General features: G+C 69.2%; 14 protein-coding genes. 1 reads left to right on the forward strand and 13 read right to left on the reverse strand.

Annotated elements, in window-relative coordinates:
* Positions 1 to 5: 5 nt before the first annotated feature.
* The 10 genes from ACFQZQ_RS01185 to ACFQZQ_RS01230 all read right to left on the reverse strand — a co-directional run bounded on the left by ACFQZQ_RS01185 (position 6) and on the right by ACFQZQ_RS01230 (position 11,816).
* Positions 6 to 1,181, reverse strand: a complete 1,176-nt coding sequence (locus ACFQZQ_RS01185) for a glycosyltransferase family 4 protein (protein ID WP_386810862.1) — start codon at positions 1,179 to 1,181, stop codon at positions 6 to 8.
* Entirely contained in the window at positions 1,178 to 2,350 is a 1,173-nt protein-coding gene (locus ACFQZQ_RS01190; protein WP_386810863.1) for a glycosyltransferase, read from the reverse strand. Before ACFQZQ_RS01190 ends, ACFQZQ_RS01185 begins: the two co-directional genes overlap by 4 nt.
* 43 nt (positions 2,351 to 2,393) lie before the next feature.
* A complete protein-coding gene (locus ACFQZQ_RS01195) occupies positions 2,394 to 3,713 on the reverse strand; it encodes a glycosyltransferase (protein ID WP_386810864.1) in 1,320 nt (439 codons plus the stop codon).
* On the reverse strand, positions 3,710 to 4,867 hold the full coding sequence (locus ACFQZQ_RS01200) for a glycosyltransferase family 2 protein (RefSeq protein ID WP_386810865.1): 1,158 nt from the start codon (positions 4,865 to 4,867) through the stop codon (positions 3,710 to 3,712). Before ACFQZQ_RS01200 ends, ACFQZQ_RS01195 begins: the two co-directional genes overlap by 4 nt.
* A 97-nt stretch (positions 4,868 to 4,964) precedes the next feature.
* Positions 4,965 to 6,263, reverse strand: coding sequence for an outer membrane beta-barrel protein (locus tag ACFQZQ_RS01205; RefSeq protein ID WP_386810866.1), 1,299 nt, complete (start codon positions 6,261 to 6,263; stop codon positions 4,965 to 4,967).
* A 64-nt stretch (positions 6,264 to 6,327) separates the two neighbouring features.
* Positions 6,328 to 7,089: a polysaccharide biosynthesis protein gene (locus ACFQZQ_RS01210; RefSeq protein ID WP_386810867.1), complete on the reverse strand. Its 762-nt coding sequence runs from the start codon at positions 7,087 to 7,089 to the stop codon at positions 6,328 to 6,330.
* Positions 7,086 to 8,672, reverse strand: a complete 1,587-nt coding sequence (locus ACFQZQ_RS01215; protein WP_386810868.1) for an XrtA system polysaccharide chain length determinant — start codon at positions 8,670 to 8,672, stop codon at positions 7,086 to 7,088. The genes ACFQZQ_RS01210 and ACFQZQ_RS01215 overlap by 4 nt, the downstream gene beginning before the upstream one ends.
* Positions 8,669 to 9,292, reverse strand: a complete 624-nt coding sequence (locus ACFQZQ_RS01220; protein ID WP_386810869.1) for an XrtA/PEP-CTERM system exopolysaccharide export protein — start codon at positions 9,290 to 9,292, stop codon at positions 8,669 to 8,671. Before ACFQZQ_RS01220 ends, ACFQZQ_RS01215 begins: the two co-directional genes overlap by 4 nt.
* A gap of 186 nt (positions 9,293 to 9,478) precedes the next feature.
* Positions 9,479 to 10,486 (reverse strand): NAD-dependent epimerase, encoded by a 1,008-nt coding sequence (locus ACFQZQ_RS01225; protein WP_386810870.1) that lies wholly within the window; start codon positions 10,484 to 10,486, stop codon positions 9,479 to 9,481.
* Between the two features lie 40 nt (positions 10,487 to 10,526).
* Entirely contained in the window at positions 10,527 to 11,816 is a 1,290-nt protein-coding gene (locus tag ACFQZQ_RS01230) for a nucleotide sugar dehydrogenase (RefSeq protein WP_386810871.1), read from the reverse strand.
* Between the two features lie 231 nt (positions 11,817 to 12,047).
* Here ACFQZQ_RS01230 and galE point away from each other — a divergent pair, with 231 nt between their 5' ends.
* Complete coding sequence (galE, locus tag ACFQZQ_RS01235; RefSeq protein WP_386810872.1) at positions 12,048 to 13,136, forward strand: UDP-glucose 4-epimerase GalE; 1,089 nt, start codon at positions 12,048 to 12,050, stop codon at positions 13,134 to 13,136.
* 69 nt (positions 13,137 to 13,205) lie between these two features.
* Here the strand turns inward: galE and ACFQZQ_RS01240 are convergent, their stop codons facing one another.
* The 3 genes from ACFQZQ_RS01240 to ACFQZQ_RS01250 all read right to left on the reverse strand — a co-directional run bounded on the left by ACFQZQ_RS01240 (position 13,206) and on the right by ACFQZQ_RS01250 (position 16,347).
* Positions 13,206 to 14,048 (reverse strand): alpha/beta hydrolase family protein, encoded by an 843-nt coding sequence (locus ACFQZQ_RS01240; protein WP_386810873.1) that lies wholly within the window; start codon positions 14,046 to 14,048, stop codon positions 13,206 to 13,208.
* Complete coding sequence (gene thiD / locus ACFQZQ_RS01245) at positions 14,041 to 14,850, reverse strand: bifunctional hydroxymethylpyrimidine kinase/phosphomethylpyrimidine kinase (protein ID WP_386810874.1); 810 nt, start codon at positions 14,848 to 14,850, stop codon at positions 14,041 to 14,043. Before thiD ends, ACFQZQ_RS01240 begins: the two co-directional genes overlap by 8 nt.
* A 99-nt stretch (positions 14,851 to 14,949) precedes the next feature.
* Positions 14,950 to 16,347 carry a PhoH family protein gene (locus ACFQZQ_RS01250; protein WP_386810875.1) on the reverse strand — a complete coding sequence of 466 codons (1,398 nt, stop codon included), beginning with the start codon at positions 16,345 to 16,347 and terminating at the stop codon, positions 14,950 to 14,952.
* Positions 16,348 to 16,396: the final 49 nt, after the last annotated feature.

A 16,396-nucleotide genomic window follows, 5' to 3' on the forward strand; every position in this document is an offset into this window, starting at 1 on the left:
CATGCTCAGCTGCTCCTGCTCGGCAGTTCGGTCGCCACCAGCGGCGCGCGCTCGCCGCGGTACAGCGCCATCAACCGCGCCACCACCTGCTCGACGCCGGCCTGGCGCTTGACGGTGGCGCGGGCCTCGTCGCCCATCGTGCGGCGCTGCAGCGGTGTCAACGTCGCGGCCCTGGCCATGCAGCGGGCCAGTCCCGCGCGATCGCCCGGCTCGAACAGCCAGCCGTTCTCGCCGTCGCGGACGAAGTCTTCGTTGCCGCTGATGCGGCTGGCGACCATCGGCAGTCCGGCGGCCATCGATTCGAGCAAGGTGTTGGACAGCCCTTCGATCCGCGAGCACTGCACGCCGATGCTGGCATCGCACAGTTGTGCCTCGATGTCGTCGCGATGCCCGGCGAAGTCGATGCGCGCGCCCAGGCCCAGCCGGTGCGCCTGCTGCCGCAGCGGCGTCTCCAGCGCGCCGGTACCGACCAGCAGCAGGCTGGCGTCGCGGTGGGTGGGAACGATGTCGGCGAACGCGTCGATCAGGGTGTCCAGGCTTTTTTCCTCGGTCATGCGGCCGATGAAGATGAAACGCGCGGGCATGTCCGGCGCGCGTTGCAGGTCGGCAAAGCGTTCGGTGTGGACCGCGTTGGGCAGCGCCACGATCCGCGACGCGGCGATGCCGCGGGTGGCGAGCGTCGCCGCCATGCGCCGGCTGATCGCCTGCCACGCCCCGGCGTGGCGCAGGCCGAGGTAGGCGAGGCGGTTGAGGGCGCCACTGCCCGGCGCCAGCGTGCCGCGCTCCAGCTCCCAGGAGCCGGCGACCTTGACCAGCACGCGCTTGTTCAGGCAGCGCCCGAGCAGTGCGCAGATCGCGGCCAGGTGGTGGGCGATGTGCACGTGCCACGCGTCGTAGCGGTGGCGGCGCCGGACCAGGAACGCGGTCGTGGCCAGCCACAGCCAGACGCTGCCCAGCAGCGGCACGCGCGGGTAGGCCAGCCGGCACACCGGCACGCCGTCGACGCGCGCGATCTTCTGCTGCGGCCCGCGGCGCAGGCGCGGCACCAGCACTGTCACCCGCTGGCCGCGCGCGCGCAGGCCGCGCGCGAGGGTGCGCACCTGGCCCTCGGCGCCGCCACCGCGTTCGGCCGGATACGAAGACTCCAGCACCATCAGCACGTGCAGCGGACGCGCGTTCACGCACCACCCCCGAGCTTGGGCTGGGTCACCTGGCGCGATTCCGGGGCCGCATGGGTATCCGCGCGCAGGCAACGTTCGTAGACCGCGACCGTGGCATCGACCAGGCGTGCGATCGAGTAGCGGCTGCGGATGCGCGCCGCCGATTCGCGGCCCAAGCGCGCGCGCAGCGCGGGTTCGGCCACTAGCCGCCGCAGTTGCGCCGCAAGCGCGTCGCTGTCGTCGCTGCGGAACAGCAGGCCAGTGGCATCGTGCTCGACCAGTTCCGGGGTGCCGCCGACTTGCGAGGCGATCACCGGGCAGCCCACCGACATCGCCTCCATCACCACGTTGGGCATGCCTTCGTGGAACGAGGGCAGCACCAGGAAATCGGCGGCCTGCATCAGCCGCGGCGCGTCGCTGCGCTCGCCGAGGAAATGCATGTCTTCGCGCAGGCCGGCCGCCTCGCACAGGTGCTGGAGTTCGCGGTCGAGCGGGCCGTGCCCGGCCAGCGCGATCCACGGACGGTCCTGCGCGGGCAGGGCGAGCAGTGCGCGCACCAGGCAGCGCAGGTTCTTCTGTTCGACCAGCCGCCCGACGAACAGGCCGAAGGTCCGGCCCTCCGGCACGCCGAGGGCCTGGCGCAGCTGGGCGCGCTCCAGCGTGGCCAGCGGTTGCGCGGACGCGATGCCGTTGGCCACGAAATCGAAGCGCTCCATCGGGAGCTTTACCTCCGCTGCGGTCGCGGCGGCCGCGGCCCGTGAGTTGGAGATCACCGCGGCGCTGCGTAGCAGGGCGAAGCGCTTCAGGCCCCAGAACAGCGGAGACTTGTCCAGGTAGAGGTTGCGCACCGACGACACCTGTCGCGGCGCGTTGGCCACCAGCCAGCGTGCCACCGCGGTCCACAGCTCGGCGGTGAGCGAGTACGCATGGACCAGGTCATAGCGTCCCTGGCGCAGCAAGGCGGCGTAGCGCAGCACGAAACCCAGGTCGAAGCGGCCGCGCTTGGGCAGGTGGTGCACGCGGATGCCCTGCGCGCGCAGCTCGTGCACCAAAAACGACTCGCTGCGGAAGAACAGCAGTTCCGGCTGCCAGCGCGCGCGGTCGAGGCCGCCCAGGAGGTAGGAAATCTGGCGCTGGCTGCCGCCCACCTCCATCTCGTCGCTTACCAGCAGCAGCCGTCTTGCCATCATCGTGTCCGGTTCCAATTGCGTCGATGCCACCGTGTCGACCGCCTCACTGGTTCGCGCTGCCGTCGAGCACGCCCGAGCGTGCCGGCGGATGGGTTGCGAGCGCATCGCCAGCCGGCTGTCGGCGCCCGTGCTCACGCACGGCGTCGCGCATGTGCGCGGCCAACCTACCGGCCTCCTTGACCACGTCGAACTCGCGCTCCACTTTGCGGCGGCCTTCGACCGCGAAGCCTTCGCGCAACGCCGGGTCGGCGAGCAGCTCGGCGACCGCATGGGCGAGCGCCTGCGGGTCGTTCGGCATGACCAGGCGACCGCATATGCCGTCATCGACCAGTTCGGGAATGCCCGAGACGTGGGTGCTAACCACCGGCAGGCCTGCCGCCATGGCTTCGGTGAGGACGTTGGGAATGCCGTCGGCGTTGCCTTCGGGGGTGACCACGCAGGGCATCACCATCACCGTTGCATCGGCCATCGCCTGGCGCACGAAGCCGCTGGGCTTGGCGCCGACGAAACTCACCCGGTCGCCGAGGCCGAGCGCATCGCGTTGTGCTTCGAGCTGGCGGCGCAGCTTGCCCTCGCCGATGACCACGCTGTCGAACGGCACCCCGCGGCGCTGCAGCTCGGCCAGCGCCGGCAGCAGCACGTCGTAGCCCTTGATCGGGTCCAGCCGGCCCACCGAGAGCAAGCGGTGCGGCAGGCGCGGCGCGTGCGAGAACGGGTTGTTGGGCAGGTCGAGCGCCGAATGCACCACCTGCACGAGCCGCGGTCCCGGGGTCGGCATCCACTGCGCCAGGTGACGCACGTTGTTGCGGGTGATGGTGACCGGCAGCGCGGTGCTGGCCAGTTTGTCGGCCATCATGTGGTCTTCGACGAAAATGTCGTGGGCGCGGCTGGTGAACGAGTACGGCACATCCAGCAGGCGCGATAGGAACCAGGCGACGGTGGCAGGGTAGGTGGCCCACGCGGCGTGGATGATCTGCGGGTCGAACCGGCGGATCCAGCGCCACTGACCGGCCGCGTGGCACAGCGCGCCGATGCTGCGCAGCAGGTTTAGCGGTTGTCGCCACATGCGCGCGCACATCAACCCCAGGAAACCGCCGACCTTGAGCGGGTGGTGCAGCGCCAGCGTGAGCAGCGCGAGCATCGAACGCAGCGCGCCGAGCGGATGGCGGGCGCGACCGAGCAGTTCCACCGTGCGTTCCTGCTCGATCTTCTCCGACGCCGGCTTCAACGACAGGATCGCCAGGTCGGCGCGGTGCCCGATCAACGCGTGCATCTCGCGCACGATGAAGGTCTCCGACAAGCTCGGGAACAGCGAAACCACGTACAGCACGCGCAGCGGCTCGGAGGCGGGGGGGTCACTCATGGGGCAGGGATCCGGTCAGGGCTGGGGTGCCACAAATGGGCGTCGGGATGGCGCAGGTAGTCGAACAGCGCCATCGCAGCGGCAAAGTTGAGGCTCACGAATGCCGCGCACACGCGCAGCGGCCACCAGCGCGTGGTGATGGCGGGGCGGACGCGGCCAAGCCAGGCCACCGCGTAGGCAGCCAGTTGCGCTGCCATCAGCACCCGCCAGCCCAGGCCCTGGTCGAACAACGCCGCGTTGCTGAGGAGCATCAGCAGCAGGCACCACGGCACTGCCAGCCGCAGCCATTTGTGGCCCCACAGGCGCAAGGCCAGCGGGTGCGCACCTGGCAGCGCCAGTTGCGGCCAGTGATGCAGCAACTGGAAGTTGCCGGCCAGGGTACGGCGCTTGCGGCGCTCCTCGTCGGCGGGGTTGGACGCCACCCGGTCGTAGGCCAGCGCCTCGGGCGCGAACACCACCCGATAGCCGGCCGCGGCGATGCCCAGCGGTATCCACATGTCGTCGAGCACGATGCCGGCCGGGACCGATGCGATGGCCTCGCGCCGCGCCGCGTACAGCGCGCCGGTGACACCGACCAGCGAGCCGCTCGCGCTTTCCAGCCGCCGCAGCCACTTTTCGTAGCGCCAGTAGGCGTCCACGCCTTGCCCGTAGCCGGTGTCGGCCTGCAACAGCAGCTCGCCGCTGGCCGCGCCCACCGTGGGGTCGGCCAACGCCGCGACCAATGCCCGCGCCGCGCCCGCATCGATGCGTTGGCGGACGTCGCAGAACAGCACCAGCTCGGCGTCCAGCTGCGGCAGCACCTGGCCGAGGCAGGCGGACTTGCCGCGGCGCTGCGTGTAGGCGAACACGCGCACGCGGTCGGAGGGGAAGCCGCGCGCGATGCGCTCGCTGCCGTCGCGACAGCCGTCGCAGACCACGTTCACCCGCAAGTGCGAAGACGGGTAATCCAGCGCCAGCAGGTTGTGCAGCTTGGCGGCCAGCAGGCTGGCGCCGTCGTGCACGACCAGCAGCACGTCGATGCGCGGCTCGCGGCTGATGGGTGTCGGCGGCTGGATTGGCAACGGCCGCAGCCGTGCCAACGCGGCCATCGCCATCGGATAGCCCAGGTAGGCGAAGGCCACGACGGCCAGCGCGAGGAAGAACGCCAGGCTCATGCCGGACACCGCGCGCGTCCAAGCCGCCGGTCCGTGGCGTGCAGGGTGTCCTGGCGGAAGGCGCTGGGAGGGGAGTCGACAGCCATCGGCAACCCCTTCAACGCCGGTAGTTGAACGAGAGCTGGGCGGAGTTTTCCCGATAGTCCTGTCCGGGTACCGCGCTGTCGCGCTCCCGGCGGCTGACGTGGAAGCTTGCGCTCCAGTGCCGGGTGAAGCGCTTGGTCACGCCCACGTCGATCAAGGTGTCCTGGTCGTTGCGCGCCAGGTCGTCGTAGTCGCGCTTTTCCTGGCTGGCGTACAACGACAGGCTCAACAGCGGGCGCGGGCGATACTCGATGTCGAACGCCACGCCCTTGAGGTCCTGGTCCTGGTCCTGGGTCGTCGGGTTGAAGTAGTCGATGCGCCGGATGTAGGGCTGCACGCGCGCCGATGTGCGTATGCCGTTGAACTCGTAGCCGACCCGCACGCTGCGTTCGCGGAACACGTTTGGGTCGATGCTGATGTCGCGATACGCCAGTTCGGAGAAGCGGCGATCGCTGAAGTCCAGGACCGGCGTGATCAGGTACTGGGTGGCGTCGGTGTACTGGCGGCGGACGTCGGCGCGCAGGGTGCTGCGCGGCGTGAGCTTGTAGGCGGCGACGGCCCGCAGCAGCGGCGAACTGGAGGTGCCGGCGCCGGCGGCGCGGTCGAGCTGCGAATAACCGGCGTCGAGATCCAGGTCCAGCGCCACCCGCCGCAGCTTGTACGACAGGTAGGCGTCGTAGCGCTCGTAGTTGGCGGCGCTGCCGACGCGGTCGTACTCGATTTTCGCCGCCTCCAGGTTGCCGGCGATCTCCGTGGTCGGGTTCAATTCGCGCCGCACGCGGGCCGCGGCGCTGTAGCGGTCGCCCTTGAACGCCTCGCTTTCCTCAGCGTAGGTGTTGCCGTAACGCAGGTCGAACTGGCCGCGCGTTGCCGGGTTGAAGCGCGTATGCAGGCTCGGCCCCATCACGAACAGGTTGACGTGCTGGAGGTTGTCCGGGGTCGAGCTGTCGAGGTCGTTGATGTTCTGCTGGCTGAGGTAGTCCTGGAACACCAGGTTGAGGCGCTCGGGCACGATCGCCCAGTCGAGGCCACCGGCGAAGCCGGCGCGCAATTCGTCCTTGAAGGTGTCGTCCAGATAGTCGGTGTACTGCAGCAGCCCAATCCCGCTGAGCTGGACGTCGGCACCGGCCTGGCTGAGCTCGAAGCGCAGCGTCGGCGCGACCACGTTGTCGTCCTGCGGGGCGTTCGGGGAGAGGTTGATGTTGTCGCTGTGGCGCAGGTACGCGCCCACGTCGTAGTCCAGGTCGAGCGCGGGCGCAGGCAGGGCGGCGGCCAGCGTCAGTGCCAGCCCACTCGCCAGCGCGCGCCGCAACGGCCGCCGAGGTGAGCGATCCGTTCGGCGTGTCCACGTCCTTGCGTTTGTCATTGCCCTGGCCTCATGGCGCCTGGTTGAGGACGACGCCCGCGAACTTGTTGGGGTCGAAGTTGGCCGCGGCCTGTGCGATCGACGCCGCGCTGTCGCGGCCGTGCCCGGCAACCAGCACCACCAGGTCGACCAGGTCGGCCAGGATCCGCGCATCCGGCGCGCCACGCACCGCCGGCCCGTCCAGGAACAGGTAGCGGGCCGGGTAGCGGTTGCGCAACGTGTCGAGCAGCAACTGCATCCGCGGCGAGGAGAAATACTCGCCCCCGCTGCCGTTGACATTGCCGGCCGGGATCAGCCGCAGCCTCGGGATGCCGGTCTCGTAGACGACGTCGCTGCTTTCCGCCGCCGAATCGCCCAGGTAGTCGACCAGGCCGCCGCGATACGGCTCGATGTGCATCGTCTGGTGCTGGCTGGGGTGGTAGGGGTTGCAGTCGATCAGCACCGCGCTCTTGGTCTCGTCGAACGCGAATGCCGCGGCCAGGTTGCGGCACACGTAGCTGCCGCCGCTGCCGCGGCTGACCGGCACCACCAGCGTCACGAAGCTGCGGCCGTCGCCGACCGCGAGCAGGCGCGTACGCAGTTCGCGGAACGCGTTGACGTCGACCCGCGGCCCCGGGCCGTTGCAGATCAGTGAGCGTTCCTCCATCTGCGCGGGCGACAGCTGGGTGTGCTCCTCCATCGGCGCGATGGCGTGTCCGCGCGCCGCGTTTTCGAAGGCTGCATGGATGTCGCCGTCGTCGGCGTTGCGCATCAAGGCGTGAAGGCGGCTCATGAGTTCATCATCCACTTCGCGGCTAGCGCCGACCCGTAGGCGATCGGCACGGCGGCCACCAGCGCGCAGGCGATGGCGAGCCGGCGCCGGTCGCGCTCGTGTCGCTGGCGAGTGGGCTGCATCGGGATCGAGCCGAGCACCGGCAGCCCGGCCAGTTGCTCGACCTGCGCCGGCGAACGCACCCGCGGATCGACCCGCAGCCAGCCGAACAACAGCGCCAACGGCGTGGCGACGGCCAGGATCAAGCCGATGATCGCCACGTGCATCAGCCTCAGGCCCGGATCGGGCTGTACCGGGATGGCCGCCGGTTCCTGCACGCGCAAGGTCAGGCCGCGCTGGGCGACGTCGAGGTTCATCGCGACGCGGGCGGTCTCGCGGCGCTTGAGCAGGTCTTGGTAGACCTCGTGGTCGACCTCGTAGTTGCGCATGAGGTCTTCCAGGTTGCCGCCGGCCCCGGTAATGCGCTCGGAGCGGGCCTGTTCCTGGCTCAGCAGCCCTTCGCCCAATGCCACGCGCGATGCCGACGCGGCGCTGCGGCTGCGTGCGTCGGCCAGCCGGCTCTTGAGCTCGCTGTAAAGCGGATTGAACCCGCTGGCGCCGGGCACGCCGGTGTTGGTGACTGCCAGTCGCGCGCTCGAGCGCGTGGACTCGTCGCGCAGGCTCGCCTGCAGGTCGCGCATCTGGCTCTGGATGCGCAGCACGTCCGGGTGCTGGTCGGTGTAGTTGAGCAGCAGGCGGTCGTGCTCGGCCTGCAGTTCGGCCAAGCGCACCTGGATCTGGTTGCCGCGGCTCTGCATGACGCCCATCGGGTTCTCACCGCCGAGCTGCGAGCTGATCGTGCTCTCCTGCGCGCGCGCCTGCACCAGGTCCAGGCGGGCGAGGTCGATCGAACGCCGCAGTTCAGCGACGCGGCGGTTGGCTTCCTCGTCGCTGCCCTTGCGCGAATCCGGGTTGGCCAACTGGTAGGTGGTGAGCCGCGCCTGCGAGTCGAGCAGCTTCTTGTGGTACTGCGCGGCCTGCGAATCGATGAACTGGTAAGCCTCGCGGCTTTCGCGCGCCTTGGTGGCGAGGGTCTCGCGGATCACCAGTTCGCTCAGACGCTGGGTCACCTTGAAAGCGCGTGCGGGGTCGGAGTCGGTGTAGCTGATGCGTACCAGGTTGGGCAGTTGGCGCGGGCTGGATACATCCAGCCGCCGCGCGATCCCGGTGATCAGGCGTTGCTGTTCGACCGCGCTGGGATTGCCTTGCATCCAGCCGCCGGTGGCCAGCAGGTCGAGCATGACCTTGCGGCCCACGGCGATCTCGCGCGCGGCCGCGGCGCGCGGTTGCAGCTTGGGATTGGAGGCGCTGGCCTTGGCCGACGGCGACGGCACGCCGTTCTCGTCGATGGCGATGGTGGTCGTGGAGGTGTAGGCCTTGGGTAACAGCATGCCCACCAGCAGCGCGCACAACGCGACGGCGGTGAACACGCCCGCCATCAGCAGTGGGCGGCGCCGGGCTTCCTCCGCGGCGATCGGCAGGATTGGCACCACCGCCGGACCGCGGATGCCCGGGGCGGCCCATTCGACCAGGCTGGTGTTCATAGGGCGCGTTCGGGGATGGTGATCACGTCGCCGGGGGCGACCGGATAGTTGGTGGTCAGGTCACCGCGGTTGAGGATGCGGTCCAGGCGCACCGGATAGCTGCGCGTGCCGTTGTCGCTGCGGCGGTACAGGTCGGAGCGGTCGGGCGAGGCGAAGTCGGTGAGGCCACCGGCGGCCAGTACCGCGTCGAGCACGGTCATGCCCTGGCGGTACGGGATCGAGATCGGCTGCCGCACCGCGCCGGTCACACGCACGCGCGACAGGTACTCGTGGCTGCGCAGCTCGGTGAGAATCACCGCGACCTGCGGTTCACGCACAAACGCGGAGAGCTTGGTTTCGATGTCGCGCGCGACTTCCGGCGGGGTGCGGCCACCGGCCATGACGTCGCCGGCCAGCGGCACCGAGATCATTCCGTCGGGGCGCACGGGCACGGTGATGCCCAGTTCCGGGTTGCGCCATACCGAGACCTGGACGATGTCGTCGACGCCGATCTGGTAGGTCTCGACGGCGGGCGCGGTCTCCGCCGGCGGCGGACCGGCCGTGCCGGCCCCGGAGGTCGCGCAGGCGACCAGCGTCAAAGGAAGAAGAAGCGATGCAAGCACTGCGCGATAGCAAGCCATGGTTATTTCCCCGTTTTCACTGCTCTATAAACGGCGCCGTTGCGGTTGACCGGCCAGTGGACCGGGTGTTTCGAGCCACCTGTGACGCAGCGTTGGTGCGGTTTCCAAGGTGCCGGCCGGGTTTGCCCGGCAGGCAGCCGTTTCCGATCCGGTGGTGACGCCAGCGGCGTAGCGCCGCCAGTCCCGCTACACGCCGTAGTAGTCGCGATACCAGCCCACGAACCGCTCGATGCCGACCTCGATCGTGGTCGACGGGCTGTAGCCGGTATCGCGGCGCAGTGCCTCGACGTCGGCATGGGTATCGGGCACGTCGCCGGGCTGCAGCGGCAGCAGCCGCAGTTCGGCCTTCCGCCCCAGGCATTGCTCGAGCACCTCGATGTAGCGCAGCAGTTCCACCGGCTGGTGGTTGCCGATGTTGTAGACGCGGTAGGGCGCGGACGAGCTGGCCGGGGACGGGATCATCGGGTCGAAGTCCGGGTCGGCGCCGGGCACGCGGTCCAGGGTGCGGATCACGCCCTCGACGATGTCGTCGATGTAGGTGAAGTCACGGTTATGGCGGCCGTGGTTGAACACGTCGATCGGCTCGCCGGCGAGGATCTTGCGCGTGAACAGGAACAGCGCCATGTCCGGCCGCCCCCAAGGCCCGTACACGGTGAAGAAGCGCAGGCCGGTGGTCGGCAGCTGGAACAGGTGGCTGTAGGTGTGCGCCATCAGCTCGTTGGCCTTCTTGCTGGCCGCGTACAGGCTGACAGGGTGGTCGACGCTGTCCTCGACCGCGAACGGCAGTTTCTTGTTGGCGCCGTACACCGAGCTGGACGAGGCGTAGACCAGGTGCTCGACCCCGGAGTGCCGGCACGCCTCCAGCACGTTGAGGAAGCCGACCACGTTGCTGTCGATGTAGGCGCGCGGGTTTTCCAGCGAGTAGCGCACGCCGGCCTGTGCCGCCAGGTTGACGACCCGCTGCGGCGCGAACTGCGCGAACGCGCGATCCAAGGCGTCGCGGTCCTCCAGCGAGGCCTGGGCGAAGCGGAAGTTCGGGTGCGACGTCAGCCGCGTCAGCCGCGCCTGCTTCAGGCTCGGCTCGTAGTAGGGGTTGAGGTTGTCGTAGCCGAACACCTCGTCGCCGCGTTCTAGCAATCGTTCGCTGAGCTTGGCGCCGATGAAGCCGGCTGCGCCGGTGACCAGTATTCGCATCGTGGGTTTCGTCCGATCGGCCAGAAGGTTGCGGCAACGACTACAGGCAGCCGTCGACGCTGGCGCGCGGCAAGGCGCGCTTGACGTCGAACAGCACCATGTCGGGGGTGCCCAGCGCGCGGATGCCGTCCGCACCCAGGGCGACGAACTCGCGGTGCGGCACGGCCAGGATCACCGCGTCGTAGGAACCCGGGCTGGGCCGCTCGATCACATCGATGCCGTATTCGGCGTGCGCGTGCCGCGCGCTGACCCAGGGGTCGTGCACGTCGACCTGGGCGTTGAAGCTGCGCAGCTCGTTGACGATGTCCACCACCTTGGTGTTGCGCAGGTCCGGGCAGTTCTCCTTGAACGCCAGGCCCATCACCAGCACCTTGCTGGCATTGGCCTGCTTGCCGCGTTGCGACATCAGGCGGATCGCGCGGCGGGCGACGTGGCTGCCCATGCCGTCGTTGATGCGCCGGCCGGCGAGGATCATGTCCGGGTGGTAGCCGATCTGCTGCGCCTTGTGAGTCAGGTAGTAGGGGTCCACGCCGATGCAGTGGCCGCCGACCAGGCCGGGCCGGAACGGCAGGAAATTCCACTTGGTGCCGGCGGCCTCGAGCACCTCGTGGGTGTCCATGCCCAGCCGGTGGAAGATCAGCGCCAGTTCGTTGATCAGGGCGATGTTGACGTCGCGCTGGATGTTCTCGATGACCTTGGCGCCTTCGGCGACGCGGATGCTCGACGTCTTGTGGGTGCCGGCGGTGATGACCCGGCGGTACAGGCTGTCGACGAACTCCGCGGCCTCCGGGGTCGAGCCCGAGGTCACCTTCATGATCGTGTCCAGCCGGTGTTCGTGGTCGCCCGGATTGATGCGCTCCGGGCTGTAGCCGGCGGAGAAGTCATGGTTGAACGCCAGCCCCGACTCGCGTTCGAGGATCGGCACGCAGACCTCCTCGGTCGCGCCCGGGTAGACGGTCGATTCGTAGACCACCACGCCGCCACGCCGCAGCGCGCGTCCCACCGTGCGGCTGGCGGACTCCAGCGGGCGCAGGTCGGGGCGTTTGTACTCGTCGATCGGGGTCGGCACGGTGACGATGAAGACGTTGCAGCCTTCCAAGGCGGCCGGATCGCTGGCGAAGCGGAGCAGGCCGGCCCCGCGCAGCGCGGCTTCCGAGACCTCCAGGGTGTGGTCGTGGCCCCGGTCCAATTCGGCCACCCGGTCGACGTCGATGTCGAAGCCCAGCGTGGGCAGGTGCTTGCCGAACGCGGCGGCAAGCGGCAGCCCGACGTAGCCCAGGCCGATCACGGCGATTCGGATCTGGTCCGGGGAAGGTAGCGGTGCAGTCATCGGGTCGCGGGTCTCTGGTCGGTCCTTCGTAGAGTCCGGCGACCGAGCGCGGCCTGCTTTGAGCCAACGCACTGACGACGCCAGTGGATCACTGCGTCATCGCCCCCTACCAGCCATTGCAAACGCGAAACCCGGCGATTTCCGGCAAACCGGCACCGCAAGCCGACCGGTTACCGGCAAACCGCGGGTTCTGCGTTGGTAACAGGCAACGGGGCGGAATTCGAGAACGCGATGCATATCCTGGTGACCGGTGGGGCCGGCTATATCGGTTGCCATACCTGCGTGCAGCTGCTCGAACGCGGGCACCGGGTGGTGATCGCCGACAGCTTCGTCAACAGCTCGCCGGCGGTTCCTAGGCGTCTGCAGCGGCTAACCGGCACCGCGCCGGTCGTGCACCGCCTCGACCTGCGCGACAAGACTGCCTTGGCGGCGTTGTTCGCTACCTATCGGTTCGACGCGGTGGTGCACTTCGCAGCCCTCAAGGCGGTGGGCGAGTCGTGCGCCAAACCCCTGGATTACTTCGACAACAACATCGGCGGCACGATCGCCCTGCTGCAGGCGATGAAGGCGGCCGGGGTGCGGCGGCTGGTGTCGAGCTCATCGGCCACGGTCTATGGCGACCCCGAATCCGTGCCGGTGCCCGAGCACGCACGGCTGCAGGCCAGCAATCCCTACGGCCGCACCAAGCTGATCGCCGAGCAGATGCTGGGCGACCTGTGCCAGGCGGACGACGGCTTCCGGGTCGGCAACCTGCGCTACTTCAACCCGGTCGGCGCGCACCCGTCCGGGTTGATCGGCGAGGATCCAGGCGGGATCCCCAACAACCTGATGCCCTACATCTGCCAGGTGGCGGTGGGGCAGCGCGAGCGCCTGCAGGTGTTCGGCGACGACTACCCGACCGTCGACGGCACCGGCGTGCGCGACTACCTCCACGTCACCGACCTCGCGCGCGCGCATGTGGATGCGCTCGAGTACCTGCAGCGCGCCGACCGCAACCTCACCGTCAACCTGGGCACCGGGCGTGGCGTGAGCGTGCTCGAGCTGCTGCGGGCGTTCGAACGCGCATCCGGTCGCGTGGTGCCCTACGAAGTGGTGGCGCGGCGACCCGGCGACGTGGCCGAGGTCTACGCCGATCCAACGCTGGCCGAACAATTGCTGGGTTGGCGTGCGCAGCTGGATGTCGACGCCATGTGCCGCGACGCTTGGCGCTGGCAGTCACTCAACCCGCAGGGCTACCGTTCCACCGGAAAGCCGATGCCTGCGCCGAAGCCACGCCGTCGCCGCGCGATGCCCGAAGCGGTGGTCAGCGCGAGCTTCTAGGCGCGAAGCCAGGTCTGCCGGAATGGGCGTGATTCGCGAGCGACCAATGCTGTGGTCGCAAGGTGCCGGTCAGCGTGTCAGCAATTCGGCCAGCGCCGCCGGTTGTTGCATCCAGCTGAAATGATCGGCACGGGCCTGCAGGGCGTGGTCGCCCAGCAAGGTGACCGTCGCGCGCGAATGCCGCATTTTCGACAGCAGGAACCGCACCGAGGACGCCGGCGCCAGCCAGTCGTTTTCCATGACCACGGCGTGCACGTCGACCGACAATGCGCCCAGCGCCGCCTCGATGTCGATGCCGATGCCGGCCGCGGCATAGCGTCCGCTGAGTGCGCTGCGCGCCCAGTCGCCGATCAGCCCGCGCGACTCCTCGCCGCCGAAGCCCAGTCGTCGGCCCGGCAACCTTCCGAGTCGATCGGCGAGCCACGGCAGGAACCGGTAAGCCAGCGGCAAGCCGTAACGCACGGGCGCCGGGAAAGCGCGCCAGTAGGGCGCGCCGCTGGCGACCAGCCACAGGTGCTGGGCCACGTTCGGGGCGAGTGCCAGCCGGCAGCACGCCAGCTGCCCGCCCAGGCTATGACCGCCGAAGGTCAGGTCTAGACGCGGCAGGCGTGCGGCGATCGCGGCCTCGCTGCATGGCAGGTCGTGGATGAGCAGTTCACGGTAGCCCCAGTCGCTGGCCCGGCCCGGTCGCAGAATGCTGGAGCCGTTGCCGCGCCACTCGTGCACGAACACGGCGGTGCCGCGCGCCGCGAGCGCATCGGCAAACGGCAGGTAGTGCTTCGCGGCGACCCCCAGGGCGGGCATCCACAGCAACGCGGCCTGCGGTTGAGCGGGAATGCGGGCGAGCAGCTGCCAGCGGTGTCCGTCCTCCGCCTGCAGCGGCAGTGCGTCGCTGGAAACGCGCTCATCCACGCGGCGCGGCCCCGAAATGGTCGAGCACCACCACGTTGCCGCGACCGGGCTTGTAGCCACCGCGCAGCGCCGCGTGCACGTAGTCCGCCGCGGCGATGCAGCTGTCGTGCAGCGAGCGGCCCAGGCACAGGTTGGCCGCGACCGCCGACGCCAGCGTGCAGCCGGTGCCATGCGCCTGCAGCGGCAGGCGCGGGTGGCCGATCTCATGCACGCCATGCTCGTCGGCGACCAGGTCGACCACGTCGCCGCCGCCGGGCAGATGCCCGCCCTTGAGCATTACGCCGCGCGCGCCGATCCGTCGCAACGCATCCAGCGCGGCGTGCATCGCAGCGCGGTCGCCGATCGATCGGCCCAGCAGCAGTTCGGCCTCGGGCAGGTTGGGGGTCAGCAGGGTCGCCAGCGGTAGCAGGCGCTGGCGCAGGGCGTCGAGCGCGTCGGGTTCGAGCAGGCGCGCGCCCGAGGTCGCCACCATCACAGGGTCCAGCACGATTTGCGCGGGCCGGTGGTGCTCCAGCGCATCGGCGACGGCATGGATCACCTCGGCATTGGCGAGCATGCCCAGCTTGACCGCGCCGATCGCGAAATCGTCGAAGCAGGCGTCGACCTGCGCGCGCAGGAACGCCACCGGTGGCACCTGCACCGCGGTCACACCGCGGGTGTGCTGTGCGGTCAGGGCGGCGAGCGCGCTCAGGCCGTGCACGCGGTGCGCGGCGAAGGTCTTGAGGTCGGCCTGGATGCCGGCGCCACCCCCGGAGTCGGAGCCGGCGATGGTGAGGGCGCACAATGGGCGGAGGTCGGTCATCGAATGGCTACTCCTTCCCCCGTCAACGGGGGAAGGTAGGGGGCAGGGACGAGGTGGGGCGGGTGGCATCACGCCCACCCGCCCGGATCGCGGCTGGCGCTACAGCACTTCCGAGGCGTAGTCCGCCAGACGCGAGCGTTCGCCGCGGCGCAGGGTGATGTGCGCGCTGTGCGCCCAGCCCTTGAAGCGGTCCACCGCGTAGGTCAGGCCCGAGGTGGTCTCGGTCAGGTACGGCGTGTCGATCTGTTCGACGTTGCCCAGGCACACGATCTTGGTACCGGGACCGGCGCGGGTGATCAGCGTCTTCATCTGCTTCGGCGTGAGGTTCTGCGCCTCATCGAGGATCAGCCAGCGGCTCAGGAACGTGCGCCCACGCATGAAGTTCATCGAGCGGATCTTGATGCGCGACGCCAGCAGGTCGTTGGTCGCCGCGCGGCCCCAACTGCCGCCATCCTGGTTGTGGGTCAGTACTTCCAGGTTGTCGGTCAGCGCGCCCATCCACGGCGTCATCTTTTCCTCCTCGGTGCCGGGCAGGAAGCCGATGTCCTCGCCGACGCTGACCGTGGCCCGGGTCATGATGATCTCGCGGTAGCGCTGCTGGTCCATCGTCTGCGCCAGGCCCGCCGCGAGTGCCAACAGGGTCTTGCCGGTGCCGGCGGTGCCAAGCAGGGTGACGAAGTCGATCTCCGGGTCCATCAGCGCGTTGAGCGCGAAGTTCTGCTCGCGGTTGCGCGCGGTGATGCCCCATACCGCGTGCTGGTTGTGGCGGTAGTCGTCGACGATCTGCAGCGTGACCTTGGTGTCGCTGAGCTTGGCGACCTTGAGCTCGGCCTCCTCGTCGCCGGGCAGGTACAGGAACTGGTTCGGGTACCAGTCATCCTCGTCGGTGCGCGCGATCTCGTAGTAGGTGCGGCCCTTGTCGGTCCACGAGCGCAGCTCCTTGCCGTGGCGCTGCCAGAAGTCCTCGGGCAGCGCGGTGGCGCCGGTGTAGAGCAGGCTGAAATCGTCGAGCGCGCGATCGTTCTCGTAGTCCTCCGACACGATCCCGGCGATCGCCGCCTTGATCCGCAGGTTGATGTCCTTGGAAACGAACACCACCGGCACGCCCGGCTCGGCCTCCTGCAGCGCGAGGATCGCGCCGAGGATCTGGTTGTCGGGAATGATCGCGCTGAAGCGTTTGCCGGCATCGAACTGTCCGGTCTGGAAGCGCAGCTTGCCGATGCTCGCCGCGCCGCGCAGCTGCAAGCCATTGGGGCGGTTGAGGGTGATGCCCTCGGCGATCTTGTGGGTGCCCTCGACCTCGATCAGTTCATTGAGGAAGCGGCTGACCTGGCGTGCGTTGCGGCTGGCCTCGGTGGTGCCTTTCTTGCCGTTGTCGAGCTCTTCGATGACCTGCATCGGCAGGTAGACGTCGTGTTCCTCGAACTTGAACAGCGCGGTCGGGTCGTGCATCAGCACATTGGTGTCGAGCACGTAGATCCGCTTGCTTCTCGTCATCGCGAGCTCCGGTCAGTGGTGGTGCGACAGGGGTGAACGTCTGGAAATG

It is taken from the genome of Lysobacter koreensis (genome assembly GCF_042677045.1).
Taxonomy (GTDB): domain Bacteria; phylum Pseudomonadota; class Gammaproteobacteria; order Xanthomonadales; family Xanthomonadaceae; genus Lysobacter_K; species Lysobacter_K koreensis.